Origin of the sequence: Bosea sp. F3-2, assembly GCF_008253865.1 — a bacterium.
In the GTDB taxonomy this organism is placed as follows: Bacteria; Pseudomonadota; Alphaproteobacteria; order Rhizobiales; family Beijerinckiaceae; genus Allobosea.
This window is the reverse complement of sequence record NZ_CP042331.1, coordinates 2,641,766-2,659,727: the sequence shown is the minus strand read 5'-3', so window position 1 is coordinate 2,659,727 and position 17,962 is coordinate 2,641,766. Positions and strand designations below refer to the sequence as shown.

At 67.4% G+C, this 17,962-nt stretch carries 17 protein-coding genes and 1 riboswitch; of the genes, 7 read left to right on the top strand and 10 right to left on the bottom strand.

Annotation, left to right across the window (positions count from 1 at the left end; genetic code table 11):
• Nucleotides 1-12: 12 nt before the first annotated feature.
• Nucleotides 13-891: a cytochrome c oxidase subunit II gene (gene coxB / locus FQV39_RS12270; RefSeq protein WP_149130544.1), complete on the bottom strand. Its 879-nt coding sequence runs from the start codon at nucleotides 889-891 to the stop codon at nucleotides 13-15.
• A 348-nt stretch (nucleotides 892-1,239) separates the two neighbouring features.
• On the opposite strand from coxB, the gene FQV39_RS12265 reads away from it, so the two are divergent.
• The 7 genes from FQV39_RS12265 to FQV39_RS12235 all read left to right on the top strand — a co-directional run bounded on the left by FQV39_RS12265 (nucleotide 1,240) and on the right by FQV39_RS12235 (nucleotide 8,960).
• Complete coding sequence (locus tag FQV39_RS12265; protein ID WP_149130543.1) at nucleotides 1,240-1,749, top strand: invasion associated locus B family protein; 510 nt, start codon at nucleotides 1,240-1,242, stop codon at nucleotides 1,747-1,749.
• The gene (locus tag FQV39_RS12260; RefSeq protein WP_149130542.1) at nucleotides 1,746-2,348 is read left to right on the top strand and encodes a hypothetical protein; all 603 of its coding nucleotides are present in this window, start codon (nucleotides 1,746-1,748) and stop codon (nucleotides 2,346-2,348) included. Before FQV39_RS12265 ends, FQV39_RS12260 begins: the two co-directional genes overlap by 4 nt.
• A gap of 236 nt (nucleotides 2,349-2,584) precedes the next feature.
• A riboswitch (glycine riboswitch) is annotated at nucleotides 2,585-2,682 on the top strand.
• A 161-nt stretch (nucleotides 2,683-2,843) separates the two neighbouring features.
• Nucleotides 2,844-3,998, top strand: coding sequence for a glycine cleavage system aminomethyltransferase GcvT (gcvT, locus tag FQV39_RS12255; protein ID WP_149130541.1), 1,155 nt, complete (start codon nucleotides 2,844-2,846; stop codon nucleotides 3,996-3,998).
• Nucleotides 3,999-4,030: 32 nt separating this feature from the next.
• Nucleotides 4,031-4,405, top strand: a complete 375-nt coding sequence (gene gcvH, locus FQV39_RS12250; RefSeq protein WP_149130540.1) for a glycine cleavage system protein GcvH — start codon at nucleotides 4,031-4,033, stop codon at nucleotides 4,403-4,405.
• 165 nt (nucleotides 4,406-4,570) lie between these two features.
• Entirely contained in the window at nucleotides 4,571-5,911 is a 1,341-nt protein-coding gene (gene gcvPA, locus FQV39_RS12245; protein WP_149130539.1) for an aminomethyl-transferring glycine dehydrogenase subunit GcvPA, read from the top strand.
• Complete coding sequence (gcvPB, locus tag FQV39_RS12240) at nucleotides 5,911-7,485, top strand: aminomethyl-transferring glycine dehydrogenase subunit GcvPB (protein WP_149130538.1); 1,575 nt, start codon at nucleotides 5,911-5,913, stop codon at nucleotides 7,483-7,485. The genes gcvPA and gcvPB overlap by 1 nt, the downstream gene beginning before the upstream one ends.
• A 215-nt stretch (nucleotides 7,486-7,700) precedes the next feature.
• Nucleotides 7,701-8,960 (top strand): L,D-transpeptidase family protein, encoded by a 1,260-nt coding sequence (locus FQV39_RS12235; RefSeq protein WP_149130537.1) that lies wholly within the window; start codon nucleotides 7,701-7,703, stop codon nucleotides 8,958-8,960.
• A gap of 349 nt (nucleotides 8,961-9,309) precedes the next feature.
• On the opposite strand, the gene FQV39_RS12230 is transcribed toward FQV39_RS12235, so the two are convergent.
• From FQV39_RS12230 to FQV39_RS12190, 9 genes are all read right to left on the bottom strand, one after another.
• Nucleotides 9,310-9,786, bottom strand: a complete 477-nt coding sequence (locus tag FQV39_RS12230; protein WP_149130536.1) for a F0F1 ATP synthase subunit B family protein — start codon at nucleotides 9,784-9,786, stop codon at nucleotides 9,310-9,312.
• Nucleotides 9,787-9,797: 11 nt separating this feature from the next.
• Nucleotides 9,798-10,373: a F0F1 ATP synthase subunit B family protein gene (locus tag FQV39_RS12225; protein ID WP_248313340.1), complete on the bottom strand. Its 576-nt coding sequence runs from the start codon at nucleotides 10,371-10,373 to the stop codon at nucleotides 9,798-9,800.
• Between the two features lie 134 nt (nucleotides 10,374-10,507).
• Nucleotides 10,508-10,735, bottom strand: a complete 228-nt coding sequence (locus FQV39_RS12220; RefSeq protein ID WP_038360954.1) for a F0F1 ATP synthase subunit C — start codon at nucleotides 10,733-10,735, stop codon at nucleotides 10,508-10,510.
• Nucleotides 10,736-10,798: 63 nt separating this feature from the next.
• Nucleotides 10,799-11,563 (bottom strand): F0F1 ATP synthase subunit A, encoded by a 765-nt coding sequence (locus FQV39_RS12215; RefSeq protein ID WP_149130534.1) that lies wholly within the window; start codon nucleotides 11,561-11,563, stop codon nucleotides 10,799-10,801.
• 43 nt (nucleotides 11,564-11,606) lie between these two features.
• Nucleotides 11,607-11,957: an AtpZ/AtpI family protein gene (locus tag FQV39_RS33135; protein ID WP_187640256.1), complete on the bottom strand. Its 351-nt coding sequence runs from the start codon at nucleotides 11,955-11,957 to the stop codon at nucleotides 11,607-11,609.
• A gap of 575 nt (nucleotides 11,958-12,532) precedes the next feature.
• Nucleotides 12,533-15,988 carry a chromosome segregation SMC family protein gene (locus FQV39_RS12205; protein WP_149130532.1) on the bottom strand — a complete coding sequence of 1,152 codons (3,456 nt, stop codon included), beginning with the start codon at nucleotides 15,986-15,988 and terminating at the stop codon, nucleotides 12,533-12,535.
• A gap of 162 nt (nucleotides 15,989-16,150) precedes the next feature.
• On the bottom strand, nucleotides 16,151-16,771 hold the full coding sequence (locus FQV39_RS12200) for a DsbA family protein (protein ID WP_149130531.1): 621 nt from the start codon (nucleotides 16,769-16,771) through the stop codon (nucleotides 16,151-16,153).
• Between the two features lie 94 nt (nucleotides 16,772-16,865).
• Nucleotides 16,866-17,363, bottom strand: coding sequence for a DUF721 domain-containing protein (locus FQV39_RS12195; protein WP_149130530.1), 498 nt, complete (start codon nucleotides 17,361-17,363; stop codon nucleotides 16,866-16,868).
• Between the two features lie 119 nt (nucleotides 17,364-17,482).
• Complete coding sequence (locus FQV39_RS12190; protein WP_149130529.1) at nucleotides 17,483-17,875, bottom strand: DUF6455 family protein; 393 nt, start codon at nucleotides 17,873-17,875, stop codon at nucleotides 17,483-17,485.
• Nucleotides 17,876-17,962 lie beyond the last annotated feature (87 nt).

Sequence of the window (17,962 nt, the reverse complement as noted above, 5' to 3'; positions counted from 1 at the left end):
CTCCTCGGCGAATTACTTGGACGCGGCGGCGAGCTTGCTGCCCGCGTCTTCGGCATTGGCGAATTTCTGCTTCGCTTCGGCGAGCCAGGCGGCGTAGCGCTCCTGGCTGACGACGCGGAAGGCGATCGGCATGTAGGCGTGGTTCTGGCCGCAGATGAACGAGCACTGGCCGTAATAGATGCCCTCACGCTCGGCCTTGAACCAGGTTTCGTTCAGGCGGCCGGGGATCGCGTCGATCTTCACGCCGAAGGACGGCACCGTGAACTTGTGGATGACGTCGGCGCCGGTGACCTGGACGCGGACGGTCTTGCCGACCGGCACGACAGCCTCGTTGTCGACGGCGAGCAGGCGCGGGGCCTCGGCCTCGGCGATCTTCTTGCCGGCGATGGCTTCGGCGCGCTGCTTCTCGTCCAGCATCAGCGAGTCGAAGCCGAATGCGCCGTTGTCCTGGGCATATTCATAGGACCAGTACCACTGCTTGCCGGTGACCTTCAGGGTCAGGTCAGCCTGCGGCACTTCGAGCTGCAGCTTGAGCAGGCGGAAGGAGGGAATCGCGATGACGACGAGAATCAGGACCGGGATCACGGTCCAGCACACTTCGAGCAGGGCGTTGTGCGTGGTCTTGGAGGGGACCGGGTTGGCCTTCTCGTTGAAGCGGAAGATCACGTAGATCAGCAGCGCCAGCACGAAGAGCGTGACCACGCCGATGATGATGTTCAGCCAGTCATGGAACCAGTGGATGAACTCGGCGACGGGGGTCGCGGCGCCCTGCAGATTGAGCTGCCAGGGGGAAGGCATGCCGGTGCCGGCGACGGCCGGGACGGTCGCCAGCGCGGCGACGGCAAGGGCCGTGGCGGCCACTGTTGCAAAGGTCCTGCTCAGAAATCGCATCGATCCGACATGCTCCTCAATCGACCTGCATGGGAACCGACCGGCTTTGCCCCACGCACGAAGGGGCAACCGCGAAGGTCGCCTCGTTCTTCGGGATTGCGATAAATCAAAGATCACGCTTGCGCCAGTGGGGCAATGACACGGTTCCTCATCATCAGTGCGGCATAATCGCGCGAGGCCTTGACGGAACCGCGCCCGCACCCCCGGGCACGCCTTGACAGGGCGGGGTCTGCATGGTCCCAACGCATTTTATGTGAAGAGCGGCGGGATTCTCTGGCGCGGTCGGCGTTTTGCCTGAATTCTGCGCTTCTGCTGCGGTTTCTGGACGGGTTTCGAAGGATGGCAGGGATGACGAGGATCATCGGGGCGGCAGGCGCCTTGGCGCTGGCGCTCATGGGGACGAGCCTCTACGCCGGCTCCGCTCTCGCGCAGGGCGCGGTGCGTTCCACACATGGCGACTGGCAGATGCGCTGCGAGGTACCGCCCGGCGCCAAGGCGGAGCAATGTGCTCTGGTCCAGAACGTCGCGGCCGAGGATCGGCCGAATCTCACGCTCCTCGTCATCGTGCTGAAGACCGCCGATCAGAAAAGCCGGCTGCTGCGCGTCGTCGCGCCGCTCGGCGTGCTGTTGCCGTCCGGGCTCGGCCTCAAGATCGATGACAAGGACATTGGCCGCGCCGGCTTCGTGCGCTGCCTGACCACCGGTTGCGTCGCCGAGGTCGTCATGGACGACAACCTGCTCGGTCAGCTCAAGGGCGGCAAGAACGCGACATTCATTGTATTCCAGACGCCGGAGGAGGGGGTGGGCGTGCCCGTCTCGCTCAACGGCTTCGGCCCCGGCGTGGAGGCGCTGCCTTGATCGACCAGACTTTGATTGCGGGCCGCTGGCTCGCCCTGCCGCTGCTTTGCCTGGGTCTTGCCGGCTGCGGTTCCTCCTCATCGTCCTCCGGCGGCAGCACGGCGCTCAACATGCTGATGTTCCAGTCCGCGAAGGCGCCGGAGCCCGATCAATTGCCGAAGGGCGACGATCAGAACGAGCTGATCTGCCCGGAGGTCATCGTCGCCGATGGCGGCGCCGCGATCCGCGCCCAGGCCGGCCAGGACTCAAGCGGTCTGCGCTACCAGATCTCGATCACCAATGTCGCGCGCGAGTGCACGCCCACCGGCAATGGCGGCTTCCGCCTCAAGATCGGCGTCGAGGGCCGTGTGCTTCTCGGCCCGGCCGGCAGCCCGGGCAGCTACGGCGCGACCTTGAGCACGACGGTGACGCGCGGCACGGCGACGGTCGCGCGCCGCGGCTCGCGCGTCGGCGGCACGATCCCGTCCGGCCAGAGCGGCGTCGACTTCTCGCATGTCGAGGACGGCATCGTCGTGCCGGCTGGCAAGGGCGATGTCGAGATCATCGTCGGTCTGGGTCAGGGCGGCGCTGCCACCCCGGCCCGCGCACGCCGGCGGTGAGCCGCCCTCCCTTCTCCCCTTGCGGGAGAAGGTGGCTCGGCGAAGCCGAGACGGATGAGGGGGCGCGCGACGACTGCCACGTTGCGCCCGCCATCAGCCTTCATCGGAAAGGGCGGCGCGACCCCTCATCCGCCCCTTCGGGGCACCTTCTCCCGCAAGGGGAGAAGGATTTGCCGTGCATTGAGGCAAGGCGCCGATTGACTTGAGGGCGGCGTCTTGTATCTCTGCCCTAGCCGCATATCCCCGCGGGAGAGACCGGGCCTGATCCGTCAGGGCCGGCGCCGAAGGCGCAACCGCCCCGGAAACGCTCAGGCAAAAGGACCGCTGGGGACTTGGCGCTCTGGAAAGCGGCGGGAAGCGATTCCCGCCCACCGACGGGTGTAACTCGTCCGGCCTCACGGTCTGGCGGGGAAATCTCTCAGGTCCCGAGACAGAGGGGGCGCGTTCCGGACGATACCGTCCGGGGCTTGCGCACGACTCTGGGAGGGGCACGCCATGGCTGCCGAGGCCACCATCGACACCGCCGGCGCGCCTGCGCCGCTGAAGACGCCGCTGCACGCCCGCCATGTCGCGCTCGGCGCTCGCATGGTGCCCTTCGCCGGCTACGACATGCCGGTGCAGTACCCGGCCGGCATCCTGACCGAGCACAACTGGACGCGCGAGAAGGCGGGGCTCTTCGACGTCTCGCATATGGGCCAGGCCTTCCTGGTCGGCCCCGATCACGAGACGACCGCAAAGGCGCTTGAAGCGCTGATTCCTGCCGATATCGTCAATCTCGCCCCCGGCAAGCAGCGCTATTCGCAGCTCCTCAACGAGGAGGGCGGCATCCTCGACGACCTGATGGTGACGCGTTCCGCCGATCCCGACGAGGACGGCGCGCTCTATCTCGTCGTCAACGCCGCCTGCAAGGACGCCGATTACGTCCATATCGAGGCGCGTCTGCCGTCTAACGTAAAGCTGATCCGCGCCGAGCATCGCGGCCTGATCGCGCTGCAGGGGCCGGGCGCCGAAGCCGCACTTGCGGCCATCGCGCCGGAAGCCGCCGAGATGGGCTTCATGACCTCGCGCACCATGAAAGTCGCAGGTATCAAGGCCAATGTCAGCCGCTCCGGCTATACCGGCGAGGACGGCTACGAGATATCCGCCGCTGCCAGCAAGATCGGCGAGATCTGGGACACGCTGCTGCTCGACGCCAGGGTCAAGCCGATCGGGCTGGGTGCCCGCGATTCGCTCAGGCTCGAAGCTGGGCTTTGCCTCTATGGCCACGACATCGACACCACGACCTCCCCGATCGAGGCCGCGCTCAACTGGTCGATCCAGAAGCGCCGCCGCGAGGAGGGCGGCTTCCCCGGTGCCGCGCGCATCCAGCGCGAGCTGGCCGAGGGCGTGTCGCGCATCCGCGTCGGCCTGCTGCCGGAAGGTCGTGCCCCGGCCCGCGAGGGCACGGAGATCGCGACGCCGGAGGGCGAGGTGATCGGCACCGTTACCTCGGGCGGTTTCGGCCCGACGCTGAACGGCCCCTGCGCCATGGGCTATGTTGCCAAGGCCCATTCCGCGCCGGGCACCAGGCTCGACCTCATCGTGCGCGGCAAGCCGTTGCCGGCTGTCGTGGCGCCGATGCCTTTCGTCCCCAACGGCTACAAGCGCTGATCTGATTTTCGATTTTTCGCCAGGAGGAAACCATGGCCGAGACCCGCTACAGCAAGGACCACGAATATATTCGCATCGAGGGTGACGTCGGCACCGTCGGCATCTCCGACTATGCCCAGTCGCAGCTCGGCGACGTCGTCTTCGTCGAGCTGCCGTCGGTCGGCAAGGCGCTGAGCAAGGGCGGCGAGGCCGCGGTGGTCGAGAGCGTCAAGGCCGCTTCCGAGGTCTATGCCCCGGTCTCCGGTGAGGTTGTCGAGGTCAATGCCGAGCTCGAAGGCGCGCCGGGCACCGTCAACGAGGACCCGGCCGGCAAGGGCTGGTTCCTCAAGATCAGGATCAAGGACGCGGCCGAGCTCGACGGGCTGATGAACGAGGCCGAGTACCAGAACTACGTGAAGACGCTCTGATCGCCACCGTCATTCCGGGGTGGGCCGAAAGGCCCGAGCCCGGAACCCATGACCACGACGCTTCCGAAAGAAGCACGACGGTCGGGCTGGCCTTCGAACAACTGTGTTCATGGGTTCCGGGCTCCTCGCTGCGCTCGGCCCCGGAATGACCCAAGGATGAATTCCATGCGCTATCTCCCGCTCACCGATACCGACCGCGAGGACATGCTCGCGCGGATCGGCGTCTCCGACATCGACGCGCTGTTCAGCGATGTGCCCGCCGGCAAGCTCCTGAAGGCCCCGGTCGATCTGCCCCGCGCCAAGGGCGAGCTCGAGGTCGAGCGCATCCTCGGCAGGATGTCGGCGAAGAACATGGCGGCCGGCTCGGTGCCGTTCTTCGTCGGTGCCGGCGCCTACAAGCACCATGTCCCGGCGACGGTGGATCACCTGATCCAGCGCTCTGAGTTCCTGACCAGCTATACGCCCTACCAGCCGGAGATCGCGCAGGGCACGCTGCAATATCTCTTCGAATTCCAGACCCAGGTCGCGGCGCTGACCGGCATGGAGGTCGCCAACGCCTCGATGTATGACGGCTCCACCGGTACGGCTGAGGCCGTGCTGATGGCGCATCGCGTCACCAAGCGCCGCAAAGCAGTGCTCTCGGGTGGTTTGCACCCGCACTACACCGCGGTGGTGAATACGCTCTCCGAGATGGCGAATGACGAGACCGTGGTGCTGAAGCCCGATGTCTCGGCCAGCGAGGACATTCTTTCGCAGATCGACGACAGCGTCTCCTGCGTCGTCGTGCAGTCGCCGGACGTCTTCGGCAATCTGCGCGATCTGAAGCCGATCGCCGAGAAGGCCCATGCCCATGGCGCGCTGCTGATCGCGGTCTTCACCGAGGTCGTCTCGCTCGGCGCCGTGACGCCGCCCGGTGCGCAGGATGCCGACATCGTCGTCGGCGAGGGCCAGTCGATCGGCAATGCGCTGAACTTCGGCGGCCCCTATGTCGGCCTCTTCGCCGCCAAGTCGAAATATATCCGCCAGATGCCGGGCCGCCTCTGCGGCGAGACGGTCGATTCGCAGGGGCAGCGCGGCTTCGTGCTGACGCTCTCGACCCGCGAGCAGCACATCCGCCGCGACAAGGCGACCTCGAACATCTGCACCAATTCCGGCCTCTGCGTGCTGGCCTTCACCATCCACATGACGCTACTGGGGCAGGCGGGCTTCACCCGTCTTGCCGAGGTGAACCATGCCAATGCGGTGAAGCTCGCCGGCATGCTCGCCGGGGTGACGGGCGTCTCGGTGCTGAACGAGAGCTTCTTCAACGAATTCACGGTGAAGCTGCCGAAGCCCGCGGCCGAGGTGGTCGAGGCTCTCGCGCAAAAGGGCATCCTGGCAGGCGTGCCGGTCTCGCGGCTGATGCCGGATGCCGGGCTCGACGACCTCCTGCTCGTCGCCTCTACCGAAGTAAATACCGATGATGACCGGGCGGCCTTCGCCAAGGCGCTCGCGGAGGTGCTGTGATGTTGAACCGTCAGGGACGTCCCACCCAGGCCGGCGCGGCGGCTCATGCCGAGCACGCCACCTTCACCGGCAACAAGGCGCTGCAGCAGATCGAGCCGCTGATCTTCGAGATCGGCCATCATGAGGCGACGGGCGTCGACATCGAGAAGCCGGCGCCGTTCAAGTCGCGGCTCGGCAAGCATGCCCGCCAGGGCGAGATCGGCCTGCCCGGCCTCTCCGAGCCCGAGACGATGCGCCATTATGTCCGCCTCAGTCAGAAGAACTACGGCATCGACACCGGCCTCTTCCCGCTCGGCTCCTGCACGATGAAGCACAATGCCCGTCTCAACGAGAAGATGGCGCGGCTGCCGGGCTTCTCCGACGTGCATCCGCTGCAGCCGCTCTCGACCGTGCCCGGCGCGCTCGAGCTGATGCTGGATCTCGCCCGCTACCTGATGACGCTGACCGGCATGCCGGCCGTGGCGCTCTCGCCGAAGGCCGGCGCGCATGGCGAGGCCTGCGGCATGATGGCGATCAAGGCCGCGATCGAGGCGAAGGGGGAGGGCGCGACCCGCAATGTCGTGCTGGTTCCCGAATCGGCTCACGGCACCAACCCGGCGACCGCGGCCCTGATCGGCTTCTCGGTGAAGGCCGTTCCGGCCCGTCCGGACGGCACCGTCTCGGTCGAGGACGTCAAGGCCCTGCTCGGGCCGGACATCGCCGCGATCATGCTGACCAACCCGAACACCTGCGGCATCTTCGAGCCGCAGATCGTCGAGATCGCCGCGGCGATGCATGAGGCCGGCGCCTATTTCTACTGCGACGGCGCCAACTTCAACGCCATCGTCGGCAAGGCGCGCCCGGGGGACCTCGGCGTCGACGCCATGCACATCAACCTGCACAAGACCTTCTCGACGCCCCATGGCGGCGGCGGTCCCGGTGCCGGCCCGGTCGTGCTCTCCGAGCGTCTCGCGCCCTATGCGCCCGTGCCGTTCATCCATGTCGAGGACGATGGCAGGCTGCATCTGATCGAGACGCGCGAGGCAGCGCCGGCGGGCAACAAGCCCTTCGGCCGCATGACCGCCTTCCACGGCCAGATGGGCATGTATGTCCGCGCGCTCGCCTACATGCTCAGCCACGGCTCGGACGGCATGCGCCAGGCCTCCGAGGATGCGGTGCTGAACGCGAACTACATCCGCGCCGGCCTCGCCGACCTGATGTCGCTGCCCTTCCCGGACCACCCGTCGATGCACGAGGTGCTGTTCGACGATGAATGGCTGAAGGGCACCGGGGTCTCGACGCTCGACTTCGCCAAGGCGATGATCGACGAGGGCTACCACCCGATGACGGTCTACTTCCCGCTCGTCGTCCACGGCGCCATGCTGATCGAACCGACCGAGTCGGAATCGAAGGCTACGCTCGATCTCTTCATCGCCACGCTGCGTGATCTCGCTATGGCGGCCAAGGGCAATGACAAGGAGCGCTTCACCAGCGCGCCGCACCACGCCCCGATCCGCCGCCTCGACGAGACTCGGGCCGCGCGCCAGCCGGTGCTGAAGTGGGAGAAGCCGGCTCCGGCCAAGGCGGCGGAGTAAAACCCGTCATTGCGAGCGAAGCGAAGCAATCCAGGGGGACTGGGTGAGACGTTCAGCCCTGCGGCCCCTGGATTGCTTCGTCGCTGCGCTCCTCGCAATGACGGCCGGGCCGCTGAAGCGCCCATGGTGAACAGCTCGGACGGCGATCTTAAGCATTCCTTGACCATGTAGCGGAATGATCCCCCGGTGCCGCTCTCTGCGGCCCGGGGGTTTTCATGTCTGTGCGTCCCTCCATCCTCGCTGCGGCGGCCGCGCTCCTGCTGGCCTCGACGGCGATCGTGCGTGCGAACGAGCCGAGCTACGGCCCGAACACCTATGACCGCACGCTCGAGGCTTTGATCGCCCACGAGGACGTCGCCGGTCGCGGCGGCTGGCCCAAGGTGCCCGGCAGCGCGACTGCGCTGAAGCCGGATTCGCAGGGGCCGGATGTCGCCGTGCTGAAGCAGCGCCTCCTCGCCAGCGGCGATCTCGCGCCGGAGGCCGTGGCGGGCGATGTCTATGACGCTGCCGTCGTCGAGGCCGTGAAGCGCTTCCAGCGTCGCCACGGCCTGTCGGATCTCGGTACGGTCGGGCGCCTGACCCTCAAGGCGATGAACACCCCGGTCGAGGTGCGGCTGAACCAGCTCACGGCCACGCTGGAGCGCCTCAAGGGTAATGGCTTCAACTTCGCCAGCCGCTATGTCGTGGTGAACATCCCCGGCGCCAGCGTCGAGGCGGTCGAGAACGGCACGGTACAACAGCGCCACCTCGCCGTCGTCGGCCGGCCGGATCGGCCTTCGCCGGTGATCCAGGCCAACATCACCTCGGTCAATCTCAACCCGTACTGGACGGTGCCGATGTCGATCGTGAAGGCCGACGTCATCCCGCATATGCGCAAGGATCCGAGCTTCATCGCCAAGTCGAACATGAAGTTGCTGGGTGCCGAGAACAAGGAAATCGATCCGGCGACTGTGAAATGGTCGACCCTGACGAACCCCTATTTCTACGTCCGCCAGGAACCGGGGCCGACCAACTCGCTCGGCCAGCTCAAGATCGACATGCCCAACAGCGATGCTGTCTACATGCATGACACACCGAAGAAGACGCTGTTCCGCAATGACGTGCGCTTCAATTCCTCGGGCTGCGCGCGCATCGAGGGCGTCCGGGACCTCGCGGCCTGGCTGCTGGAGGGCTCCGAATGGAACCGCCAGTCGATCGAGGACGAGATCGCCAAGGGCGAGCGCAAGAACATCCCGCTCAAGAAGTCCGTTCCGGTCGCCTGGGTCTATCTCACCGGCTGGCAGGGCGCGGATGGGCAAGTCCAGTTCCGCGACGACATCTATGGGCTGGACACCCCCCAGGGCATCGTCACCTCGACGATCCAGCCCCGGAAGCCGAAGCCGAAGGCCGCCGCCGTTCCGCCAGCACGGCCGACGGTGGCTCCGGTGACCGCGGCGGGCAACGTCCCGGCTCCTGCGGCGACCGCCAGCAACTGAAGGGGCCGGCGGGGCGGCCTCTCTCGTCCATCTCGGGCGGCAGGCCATTCCAGCAGGTGAGTCTGCATGAGGCATGCGCGGGGAACCCTTCTCCCGTGTGGGAGAAGGGCAGGGATGAGGGCCTGCCCTATCCGAAATGGCTTGTGGCGGTGCCGTCCAGCTTCCTGAAGAGACGGCGGGCCCTCACCCCTGCCCCTCTCCCATCCGGGAGAGGGGGTCCCCGCGCCCTTCATTCGACGCCCGGTTTCCTCGCGTCGGCAGCAAGTGACTCCGAACCACCTGTCCCCGAAACAAAAACGCCGCGCTCCGAAGAGCGCGGCGTCGAACTTTGGAACGGTCGAAGCTGGGCTCAGTTGAGCTTGGCCTTGACCTCGTTCAGCCCGGCAGCGAAGGCGGCTTCGCCGGCCTTGCCGGCCATCTGGCCGCGCAGGATGGTCTCGGCGGCCTTGGTGGCAGCCTCCGCAGCCGCGGCGCGGACCTCGGCCTCAGCCTGGCTCTCGGCCTGAGCGATCTTCTCCTCCGCCGACTTGGTGCGGCGGGCGACGAAGTCCGCGAGCTTGGCCTCGGCTTCCGCCGCGAGGCGCTTGGCCTCCTCATTGGCGGAAGAGACGATCTCGGCGGCCTCGGCCTCCGCGGCCTTGCGCTTCGCGTCGTACTCGGCGAGCAGCTTCTCGGCCTCCTGACGCAAGCGACGGGCTTCCGCCAGCTCCTGCGCGACCTTCTCGCCGCGGGCGTCGAGAGCCTTCACGATCATGCCCGGGACGCCGAACTTGACCAGGATGGCGAGGAAGATGACGAGCGCGACGCCGACCCAGAAAGTATCCATCTGATCTCTCCTCAGCCGCGCGTCAGGGCCTGGTCGACAGCCGCCGACGCCTCGCTGGCGCTGGGAGCCTGACCGGTGAGCTTGGTGACGATGGCGACGGCGATGTCGCCGCCGAGATCGCGCACGTTGCTCATGGCATTGACCTTGGTCTTGGCGATGGTCGCTTCGGCCTGGGCGAGCTTGGCGGAAAGCTCCGCCTCGGTCGCATGGCGCTGGGCCTCGCTGGCCTTGGCGCCGGTCTCGCGCGCCGTCTGGGCGATGCCCTGGGCGTTCTTGCGGGCCTCGCCGAGGGCCTTCTCATAGGCCTGCGCCATGTCCTCGGCCTTGGCCTGCATCTCCGTGGCCTGGTCGAGATCGCGGCCGATCGTCTCCGCGCGCTCTTCCAGGATGGTGCCGAGGCGCGGCAGCGCGACCTGGGACATCAGCCAGTAGAGAGCTGCGAAGGTGATGGCGAGCCAGAACAGGTTGCTGGCGAAGTGAGCCGGGTCGAAGGGCGGGAAAGACGCCTTCTCGCCGCTCAGGCCGTGTTGCTGCTCGGCAGCCTGCGCCGCGCCAGCCAGCAGAGTGGCGAACGAGGCGACAGCCACCGGCCATCCTTGTCCGACGAACCCTGAAGATCGAACCGGCATGGGGTGCCTTTCAGCGCAGAGAAAAGGAAGCGCCGCGCACGTGGCCGAAGCAAGGCCGGCGCGCGCGACGGGAACGCGATCGACGTGAAGCGTCAGACCACGAAGAGCAGGACGAGCGCGACGACGAAGGCGAAGATGCCCAGACCTTCGGCGAGCGCCGCGCCGATGAAGGCGCGCGGGAACTGGCCGTCAGCGGCCGACGGGTTGCGCAGGGCGCCCGAGAGGAAGTTGCCGAAGATGGTGCCGACGCCGATGGCGGCGAGGCCCATGCCGAGCGAGGCGAGACCAGCGCCGATGAACTTGGCTGCAACAGGATCCATGATGTTTCTCCAGTGGGAAGGCTAAAGGGCGGGGGGTTGAACTCTCGCGAGCGCGGCTTGGGCTCAGTGGCCGGGGTGCAGCGCGTCGTTGAGATAGACGCAGGTCAGGATCGCGAAGACGTAAGCCTGCAGGGCCGCGACGAGAACCTCGAGCGCGGTGAGGGCGACCGCCAGCAGCAGCGGCAGCGGCGCGATGGCGTAGTTCAGCACGGCACCCGAGCCCAGCAGCACGACGACGAAGCCGCCGAAGACCTTGAGCGCGATATGGCCGGCGAGCATGTTGCCGAACAGACGAAGCGAGAGCGAAACCGGCCGCGACAGGAAGGAGACCGCCTCGATCAGCACCATGAAGGGCAGCAGCCAGCCGGGCACGCCCGACGGCACGAAGAGGCCGAAGAAATGGCTGCCGTGCTTCACGACGCCGTAGATCACCACGATGCTGATGACGAGCAGCGCCAGGGCGGCGGTGACGATGATCTGGCTGGTGACGGTGAAGGAGCCGGGCAGCAGGCCGAGCAGATTGCTCGCCAGTACGAAGGTAAACAGCGAGAACACGAAGGGGAAGAACTTCAGCCCTTCCTTGCCCATCACGCCGGTCATCGTCGAGGCAACGAACTCATACATGATTTCGGCGAGCGACTGCAGCCGGCCGGGAACGACCGCACGCTGGCTCGAGCCGTAGACCATGATCGCCGAGACGACGGCGAGCACGATCACCATCCACAGCGAGGTGTTGGTGAAGGAGAGGTCGATGCCGAACGGCTTCAGCTCCACGATGGGAGCGATGTGGAATTGGTGGATCGGATCGATTCCGCCGCCGGCCGCCATGGTCTCGTTCCTCGTCGCGCGGCCCGGACTGGCCGCCTTTCGATCAATTCGCCTTCGGGCCGCCGTTCGACCCGGAGGTCGGACGCGAACCGAGCCGATAGACGGATCTGAAGCCCGCGATGGTTCCAATCACCATGAAGGCGATCAGCAGGAACGGGGACGTTCCTAGCCACCGGTCGCCGAGATACCCGATCAGGGCACCCGCGATGACGCCACCTGCGAGATCCGTCGCGGCGCGAAAGCCTGAGGACATCGCGCCCGCGAGGGCCTTGTCCTCTCCAACCGGGCTCGCGCCCGGCTTTTCGTTCTCCTCCGCCCGCTTGATCGCGGACTTCAGGGAACCCAGTCTTGCGCGCAACTCCGAGTCTGAGGCGTTGGGGTCAGGTTCGGACATGGTCTTGGCCTCCGTCTTGACCGCGTTTACGCCGCGATCCAGCGAAAAACCATTATAACCACGACCAAACCCGCGCATCGAGCCGTCGTCAGCACGGCCTCCTTTATTGACAGCCCCCGGCGCTGTCAAGGCACGGTGATAACGTCTAACGCATTGGAATATTTGGAAATTCGGGCTAAGTGCGACATTCTTGCCGCAATGCGGTGCCGATTGTGGCATTTTTTCAGCGGGGCCGGGCCGCCTTCCGGCGCGCTTTTCGCGATGTTCGGACCGTCGCGGCCCACGCCGTCATTGCGAGCGCAGCGAAGCTCACGTCATGACGAGAGGCTCTTCCCCTCCCCCTTGTGGGGAGGGGATAGGGGTGGGGGTCGAACGACTGGGTGCAGCGTGTCGAAGTAAGGCGGCTCTGGTCGAGCGAGATGTCGGACCGCTCACCAAGCGGAGCGGCCCCCACCCCCATCCCCTCCCCACAAGGGGGAGGGGAGTCGCGCGACCGTCTCGGTCACGTGCCGGACCGCCGGCCGTCCTCCATCTTCCGCCCGCGGCTCGTCATGGGTCGGTTGCCCCGGCTATCCTCAGCCGGCGTCGCGGATGCGTTCGGCAGTGGCGAGATCGACCGAAACCATCTGGCTGACGCCGCGTTCGGCCATGGTCACGCCGAAGAGCCGCTCCATCCGCGCCATGGTGATCGGGTTGTGGGTGATCAGGATGAAGCGCGTTTCGGTGTTCCGCGCCATGTCGACGAGCAGGTCGCAGTAGCGCTCGACATTGGCGTCGTCGAGCGGCGCGTCGACCTCGTCGAGCACGCAGATCGGCGATGGGTTGGTCAGGAACACCGCGAAGATCAGCGCGGTCGCGGTCAGCGCCTGCTCGCCGCCCGAGAGCAGCGTCATCACCTGCGGTTTCTTGCCGGGGGGGCGGGCGAAGATCTCGAGCCCGGCATCGAGCGGATCTTCCGAATCGACAAGCCTGAGTTCCGCCTCGCCGCCGCCGAACAGCACGCCGAAGAGCCGCTGGAAGTGGCTGTTGACGATCTCGAAGGCGGCGAGCAGCCGCTCGCGCCCTTCGCGGTTGAGGGCTCCGATCGCCTGCCGCAGGCGGCGGATCGCCTCAGTCAGGTCGTCGCGCTCGCCGGAAAGTCCCTCGCGCTTGGCCTTCACCTCGGTCAGTTCGTCCTCGGCTCGCAGATTGACGGCGCCGAGTCGCTCGCGCTCGCCTTTGAGGTTGGCGAGCCGCCGCTCGACCGTCTCCGGCTCCGGCAGCGCATCGCCATGCTTGATTCCGGCGATGGTCTGAAGCCCGTCGAGCCCGGTATCCAGCCCGTCCTCGATCTGCCGGACGATATCGCTGACGCGCTGGCGTGCGGCTTCGAGCCTTGCCTCTGCGGAGGCACGGCGCTCGCGCGCGCCGGATAGCCCTTCAAGCGCGATGCGCGCCTGCCGATCGGCCTCCGCCAGCGCGGTTTCGCCGGAGGCAAGCTTGTCGGCTGCCTCGCGGCGCGCGCCCTCCGCCTGCTCGATTTCGGCGACGAGCCGGCGCCGTTCGGTCAGGAAGGTGTCAGGGGCTTCCAGCAGCGTCTTCTGCTCGGCGCTGGCGACCGCGATCCGGTGCCGCGTCTCCTCGGCGGTCTGGAGGCTGGCCGCCGCGCGCTCCTTCCAGGCCTTGATGTCGGCGGCGATGGCGGCACGGCGGCGGGTCCGCAGTTCGGCTTCCCGCGCCAGGGTTTGGACCCGGGCACGAGCATCGGAGGCGGTGGCGCGGCACTCACCGAGCCGGACGCGGGCCTTGAGCAGCGTGTTTTCGAGCTCGGCAGAAACGGGCAGGGCGGCGAGCCCCGTTTCCTGTGTCGTAACCTGCTGCGAGGTCTCGGACACGGCCTGGCCGAGTCGGTTGATCGCCTCGGCCAGGGTCGAGCGCTTCACCAGCGTCTCGGCCGCCTTGCGTTCGGCGGCGGAGAGCTGCTCTCGGGCCTGGTCGACGGTCCGGCGCGCCAGCCGCGAGACCTCGATCGCGGCGGTTTCGGCTTGCGCTGCCTTGCGCGCCTCGGCGCCGACGCCTTCCAGCGCCTGACGGGCGGCCTCCGCCGCCTCGCGCGCGGCCTTGGCTTCGCGTTCGAGATCGACGAGGCGGTTCTTCTCGGAGAGCCGTCGCGCGGCGGGCGAAGGGGCGTCGGCCGCGCTGGTGAAGCCATCCCAGCGCCAGAGATCGCCTTCGCGCGAGACCAGGATCTGGCCCTGCTTCAGCTCCCGTCGCAGGGCCTCGCCATCGTCGCGAACGACGACACCGATCTGCGCCAGCCGTCGCCTCAAGGCAGCGGGGGCCTCGACGTGCGCCAGCAGGGGATCCGTTCCTACCGGCAGGGCCGGGTCACCGCTTCCTTCACCAGTGTCGTCCCAATGCGCTGGAGCCGTTGCCTCGGTCGAGGCGTCGAGATCGTCGCCGAGCGCCGCACCGAGCGCGACCTCGTAGCCCTTGGCGACGCTGACGGCTTCGAGGATCGCCGGCCAGCGATCGCCCGCCGCCGGGGCGAGCAGCTTGCGCAGCGTACCGATCTCAGTGTCGAGCCGTTGCGCCCGGCGGTCCGCCTCCGCGAGCGGGCCGCGCAGCTCCGCTTCACGCTCGCGCGCCGCGGCAACAGTCGAACGTGCCGTGCTGACATCGGCTTCGGCTGCCTTCGCCGCCTTTTCGGCGGCTGCCAGCGCTTCGCGAAGTTTGTCGAGCAGTGCCTTTGCGTCGGAAGCATCGAGGGCTTCAAGGTCGCGACGCAGCTTCTCACGCTCCCCCGTGGCGCGATCCTGCCGTTCCCGCGCCTCGCGCAGCGAGCGTTCCAGCGCGCCGCGTCGTGCGGCGAGATCGGACAGAGCGGCCTGCGCGGCGGCCTGCTCGGCTTCAGCCGTCGCGAGGGCTGCTTCGGCCTCGCGCTGCGCTGCCGTCGCGGCCTCGGCGCCTGATCCGGCTCCATCGCCCTCATGAGCGAGGGCGGCATCTTCCTCCGACAGCCGCGCGAGGCTCTCGGCGGCATCGCGACCGATAGTCTCCTGCCGCGACAGATCGGCCTGCAATTCGCTCAGGCGACGGCCGAGCTCTTCCGCCCGCTGCCGAGCGCGGCGATTCTCGGCTTCGAGCTCGTCGAGGCCGCGCTTCAGCCGGACCAGTGCAGCGGCAGCCGTCGCCTCGCCCTCGCGCAGCGTCGGCATTTCATGGGCGGCGATGGCTTGCCGCTTGGCGGCTTCGGCCTGGATGCCGGTCTGATCGGCGACGCCGCGCACCGCCTCTTCCAGCACACGCGACGCCTGAGCCTCCTGGGCGCGGGCGTCGTGCAGGGCGATCAGCGCCAGGATCGCCTCGGCGCGACGGATATCGGAGGCGAGGCTGCGGTAGCGCCCGGCCTGCCGCGCCTGCCGCTGCAGCGCGTCGATCTGCCCGTCGATCTCGCCGAGCACGTCTTCCAGCCGCGTCAGGTTCTCCTCGGCGCCGCGCAGCCTCAGCTCGGCCTCGTGGCGGCGGCTGTGCAGGCCGGCGATGCCGGCGGCGTCCTCCAGGATGCGCCGGCGCGACTGCGGCTTGGCCGAGATGATCTCGCTGATCTGCCCCTGGCGGACGAGCGCCGGCGAGCGCGCGCCGGTCGCGGCATCGGCGAAGAGGAGCTGCACGTCCTTGGCGCGGACCTCCTTGCCGTTGATGCGGTAGGTCGAGCCTTCCTCGCGCTCGATCCGGCGCGTGACCTCGAGGACATCAGCCTCGTTGAAGGCAGCCGGCGCCTTGCGGTCGCTGTTGTCGAGGGTGAGCGAGACTTCGGCCATGTTGCGGGCCGGGCGCTCGTTCGAGCCGCCGAAGATGACGTCGTCCATCCCCGAGCCGCGCATGTTCTTGAACGAGCTTTCGCCCATTACCCAGCGCAGGGCTTCGACGAGGTTGGACTTGCCGCAGCCATTCGGCCCGACGATGCCGGTCAGCCCCGGCTCGATCAGGAATTCGGTCGGCTCGACGAAGGTCTTGAAGCCGGCGAGCTTGAGGCGCGTCAGATGCATCGGCGCGCCTCTGCAGCATCCGCGCCCGTCATTCCGAACAACCGGCGAAGCCGCGCCGATCCGGAATCCATCGAAGAGCGGGCTGCTTTACGATGGATTCCGGGTCTCCGCTTCGCTACGCCCGGAATGACGGGGGATTTGGAGCATGGAAGGCCGATCTCCTCAATTGCCGAGAAGCGGCTCCAGGATCTTGTCGAACTCGGCGATCGAGAGCGCACCGGAACGCTTCTGCCCGTTGATGAAAAAGGTCGGCGTCGAATCCACGCCAGCCTTGGCCCCGCCATCCTTCACGACAGTGACGGCGTCATAGATATCCTGCCGTTTCAAGCAGGCTTCGAAGGATTCCTGTGTGAAACCGGCCTGCTTGACCAGCGTGGCCAGCGCATCGACCGGCTTTTCGGTGAAGGCCCAGTTGCGCTGCTGCGCGAAGAGCAGGTCCGTCATCGGGTAGAACTTGTCGTTGCCGTTGCAGCGGGCGAGCATGAAGCCGGCCGTCGCCAGCGGATCGAGCGGGAACTCGCGCAGGGTGAAGCGCGCCTTGCCGGTGTCGATGTACTTCTTCTTCAGCTCCGGCCAGGTCGTCTGATGGAAATGCGCGCAATGCGAGCAGGTCATCGAGGCGTACTCAACGATGCTGACCTTGGCGTCGGGGGATCCCAGCCAGACATCGCCCAGCGGGCCGGCATCGGGGAGCTTGGTCTGGGCCCGCGCGGCGTTGAGGCCGGCGAGCGCGGCAGCGGCGATGCCGGCTGCGCCGGTCAGGAGCTGTCGCCTGTTCGTCATCGTGAGAAATCCCCGAAAGGTCCAAAAGCGGTTGCGGAGCTATAGAGGCCAGCGCGATTGTGGCAAGAGCACATCGTGCCGCTGGGCGCCTTGCTCACGAAGCCGTGTCATGGTCTCGCGTTTTCGCACTCAGCGCGACGGCTCGACCGAGCCGCGCCAGCGCTTCGCGCAAGCCCTCGTCGGCGACGCAAGCGACCTGCTCGTCGATCCGCGCGGCGGCTGCGCCGTCGAGCTTCGGCGCCGGCTTCGTCGCAACAGGCGCTGCGACCGGCCCCTGCTTGAGCACGAGCTTGCCGACGGCCCGCCAGCCCAGATGGGTGTTGACCCGCTCGATCACCAGCGGGCCGAGCTGCTGCATCTCCAGCGCGAAGGCGCCCTCGACCCGCACGACCATCGTCGCCGGCTCGCTCGCCTCGCCGGGCGCGGGCCGGCGGCGTGGCCAGTCGATCTTGAGCGGGCGCGAGCGCGCCGCCAGCCGCTCGCCGACGATCTCCGGCCAGAGCGAAACGATGGCGCGCCCCGCGAAACCCTGCGCGGCAAGCGCGGGTGCGATGCAGTCGTCGATCAGCTCTGCGAGCGGTTTTGCGGCCATGGCCTAGTTTGCGCGAGCTGCCGGCAGCATGGCAAGCCGGTTGCGCGGCTGCGGGGCGCTGTCGTGTCCGAATGCACCGCCGTTAGAGGTGATCTTACGTTGGAGGAAACCCGCCGGCCCTAATCGAATTGCGTTGAGCCGACACGCAAGGCATCGATAGTGTGCGCGTTCGGACAATACTGCGAGTAGTGCAGAACTGCATCCTGCCGGTTCAGCGTGCGGCGGCAGCGGCGTGCCACAGAGCATCCCGAGCAGATGACCGCCATGTCCCGCATGACGCTCGCTTGCGTGTGGGCAAGCTTGTCGGGATCGATTCCGGCTTGTGCGAGCTGTTGCCGAAGAAGCTCGGCGTTCGTGTCAGGGGATGTCGCCAGCTCGCGAAAATCGGACTCGGCCAAAGCATTGTCCCGTGCGAGCTGGCTGATTGTCTCCGGGTCGAGTGCGTCGATCTCCCGGGACAGGAACTGAGCGCGCAACCAGTGGCGGGCGGGTTCTGCAAAGCGCATGGTCATCTCCTCCCTCCGTTAGAGATTATCCGGCTTCGTCCGCGTCTTCATTGCGCTAGCTCAAGTCCGGACACGACATTGCGAGAGCCCTCG

Excerpts from the sequence above, each read along its gene's own strand:
- coxB (WP_149130544.1), bottom strand. The coding sequence starts at position 891 with ATGCGATTTCTGAGCAGGACCTTTGCAACAGTGGCCGCCACGGCCCTT.
- FQV39_RS12265 (WP_149130543.1), top strand. The coding sequence starts at position 1,240 with ATGACGAGGATCATCGGGGCGGCAGGCGCCTTGGCGCTGGCGCTCATG.
- gcvT (WP_149130541.1), top strand. The coding sequence starts at position 2,844 with ATGGCTGCCGAGGCCACCATCGACACCGCCGGCGCGCCTGCGCCGCTG.
- gcvH (WP_149130540.1), top strand. The coding sequence starts at position 4,031 with ATGGCCGAGACCCGCTACAGCAAGGACCACGAATATATTCGCATCGAG.
- gcvPA (WP_149130539.1), top strand. The coding sequence starts at position 4,571 with ATGCGCTATCTCCCGCTCACCGATACCGACCGCGAGGACATGCTCGCG.
- gcvPB (WP_149130538.1), top strand. The coding sequence starts at position 5,911 with ATGTTGAACCGTCAGGGACGTCCCACCCAGGCCGGCGCGGCGGCTCAT.
- FQV39_RS12235 (WP_149130537.1), top strand. The coding sequence starts at position 7,701 with ATGTCTGTGCGTCCCTCCATCCTCGCTGCGGCGGCCGCGCTCCTGCTG.
- FQV39_RS12230 (WP_149130536.1), bottom strand. The coding sequence starts at position 9,786 with ATGGATACTTTCTGGGTCGGCGTCGCGCTCGTCATCTTCCTCGCCATC.
- FQV39_RS12220 (WP_038360954.1), bottom strand. The coding sequence starts at position 10,735 with ATGGATCCTGTTGCAGCCAAGTTCATCGGCGCTGGTCTCGCCTCGCTC.
- FQV39_RS12215 (WP_149130534.1), bottom strand. The coding sequence starts at position 11,563 with ATGGCGGCCGGCGGCGGAATCGATCCGATCCACCAATTCCACATCGCT.
- FQV39_RS33135 (WP_187640256.1), bottom strand. The coding sequence starts at position 11,957 with ATGTCCGAACCTGACCCCAACGCCTCAGACTCGGAGTTGCGCGCAAGA.
- FQV39_RS12205 (WP_149130532.1), bottom strand. The coding sequence starts at position 15,988 with ATGCATCTGACGCGCCTCAAGCTCGCCGGCTTCAAGACCTTCGTCGAG.
- FQV39_RS12200 (WP_149130531.1), bottom strand. The coding sequence starts at position 16,771 with ATGACGAACAGGCGACAGCTCCTGACCGGCGCAGCCGGCATCGCCGCT.
- FQV39_RS12195 (WP_149130530.1), bottom strand. The coding sequence starts at position 17,363 with ATGGCCGCAAAACCGCTCGCAGAGCTGATCGACGACTGCATCGCACCC.
- FQV39_RS12190 (WP_149130529.1), bottom strand. The coding sequence starts at position 17,875 with ATGACCATGCGCTTTGCAGAACCCGCCCGCCACTGGTTGCGCGCTCAG.